Consider the following 2,571-nt stretch of genomic DNA (forward strand, 5'->3'; position numbering starts at 1 on the left):
TATCGGCGTGGTGCGGGGTTGGTGGGGACGTCGTTGGCGTTCGGCCTCTGGGACGCCGACACGGGTATGGCCGGTGACCTCACCCAAGCGGACGCGGACCGGCTGGCTCGCCTGGGCATGCCCGCGATACCCGTGGACGCGGCGCTGGCCCTGTTCGACGCGGCCGTGTCCGGGAAGGACGCGGCGGTCGTGCCGCTGCATCTGGACCGGGCGGTGCTGCGGGCCCGGGGCGACGACGTTCCGGCCCTGCTGCGCGGTCTGACCGGCGGACCCCGCCGTCCCGCCCGCGCCCTCCGTGCGCGGGCTGAGGCGCCGGGCAGCCGGGAGTTGCCCCGGCGGCTCGCCGGCCTGGACCGGACCGAACGCCTCGCCGTCCTCCTGGAACTGGTCCAGGCCCAGGTGGCGGCCGTGCTCGGTCATGCCACGGCGAAGGCGGTCGAGGCGGATCGGGCGTTCAAGGAGCTTGGCTTCGACTCCCTGTCGGCGGTGGAGCTGCGCAACGCGTTGCGGGCCGAGACCGGTCTGGCGCTTCCGGCGACGCTGGTGTTCGACCACCCGACGGCCCGAGCCGTGGCCGCCCACCTGGACACGGAACTCGCCGGGACTGCCGGTGACACCGCGGTACCGGTGGCGGTACGGACGATCGCCGATGACGATCCGGTCGTGATCGTGGGGATGGCGTGCCGGTATCCCGGTGGTGTGACCTCGCCCGATGATCTGTGGCGGCTGGTGGCGGACGGTGTCGACGCCGTGTCGGCGTTTCCGGCGGATCGGGGCTGGGATGTCGAGGGGATCTACCATCCCGAGCCGGGGAAGCCGGGGAAGACCATCGCGCGGGAGGGTGGTTTCCTTTACGACGCGGCGGAGTTCGACGCCGATTTCTTCGCCATCTCGCCCAGGGAGGCGGCGGACACCGATCCGCAGCAGCGGTTGCTGCTGGAGGCGTCCTGGGAGGCTTTCGAACGCGCGGGCATCGATCCGCACACGATGCGCGGCAGCCGGACCGGTGTCTTCACCGGCCTCATGTACCACGACTACGCGCTGGACATGGATGCCGCCAGCACCAACGGGGGAAGCCTCGCCTCCGGGCGGGTCTCCTATGTGTTCGGCCTGGAGGGGCCGGCGGTGACCATCGACACGGCCTGCTCGTCCTCGCTGGTGGCACTGCACCTGGCCACACAGGCACTGCGCTCCGGCGAGTGCTCCCTGGCACTGGCGGGCGGCGTGACGGTCATGGCCACCCCTGGCATGTTCGTCGAGTTCAACCGGCAGCGGGGCCTCGCCGCGGACGGCCGCAGCAAGTCGTTCTCGGCGTCCGCGGACGGCACCGGCTGGGCCGAAGGTGTCGGCATGCTCCTGGTGGAGCGGTTGTCGGACGCGCGCGCCAACGGCCACCCCGTGCTGGCCGTGGTCCGCGGTTCCGCGGTGAACCAGGACGGTGCGTCGAACGGGCTGACGGCGCCGAACGGTCCGTCTCAACAACGGGTGATCCGGCAGGCGTTGGCCACCGCGGGCCTCGGTACGGCGGACGTGGACGCGGTGGAGGCGCACGGCACCGGCACCACACTCGGTGATCCGATCGAGGCGCAGGCGCTGCTGGCCACGTACGGGCAGGACCGTGCGGCGGACGGTCCGCCGCTGTGGCTGGGGTCGATCAAGTCGAACATGGGGCATGCGCAGGCCGCGGCGGGTGTGGCCGGCATCATCAAGATGGTCCAGGCGATACGCCACGGCGTCCTGCCCAGGACCCTCCACGTCGACGAGCCGACCCCGCACGTCGACTGGTCGGCGGGGCGGGTGGAACTGCTGACCGAGGCCCGGGAGTGGCCGGAGGTGGAGGGCCGTCCGCGGCGGGCGGGGATCTCCTCGTTCGGGATCAGCGGCACCAACGCCCACGTCATCGTCGAGCAGGCCCCGGACGCCATCTGGTCCGACCCGAGCGAGCCCGGCCGGCCGGAGACCGCTGGTACCGGGTCCGGCGAGGTCGAGTCCGGTGAACTCCCGCTCACGAGCGTCGGGTTCAGCGAACTCGTACCCGGAGAACTCGTACCCGGAGAACTCGTACCCGGAGAACTCGTGCCCGGAGAACTCGTACCAGGACCCGTGCCGTGGGTGCTGTCCGGCAAGTCCGCCGAAGGGCTGCGCGGTCAGGCGGAACGGCTGGCGGCCTTCGTCCGTACCGGGGCCGACCTCTCCACGGTCGACGTGGGGTACTCGCTGACGACCTCCCGGTCGGTGTTCGACCACCGCGCGGTGGTGTCCGCGGCGGACCGTGACGCCGGCCTGGCCGCTCTGGACGCGCTCGCCACGGACGCCGTGGACGGGAACGTCGTGCGGGGCGTGGCCGCCGGAGAAGCCCGGCCGCCGGTGTTCGTCTTCCCGGGGCAGGGTTCGCAGTGGGTCGGTATGGCCGTCGAACTCCTGGATTCCTCACCGGTGTTCGCCGCGCGCCTGGAGGAGTGCGGGCGGGCTCTGGGTCCGTTCGTGGAGTGGGATCTGCTGGAGGTGGTGCGCGGTGACGGTGGGCCGCTGGAGCGGGTGGATGTCGTCCAGCCGGTGCTGTGGGCGGTG

General features: G+C 72.1%; 1 protein-coding gene. It reads left to right on the plus strand.

Annotation, left to right across the window (positions count from 1 at the left end):
- Nucleotides 1-2,571 (plus strand): type I polyketide synthase (locus IE278_RS41680; protein WP_189780242.1); only part of this gene is annotated, 2,571 nt, incomplete at both ends.

Source organism: Streptomyces tauricus (assembly GCF_014650955.1).
Classification (GTDB): Bacteria; Actinomycetota; Actinomycetes; order Streptomycetales; family Streptomycetaceae; genus Streptomyces; species Streptomyces tauricus.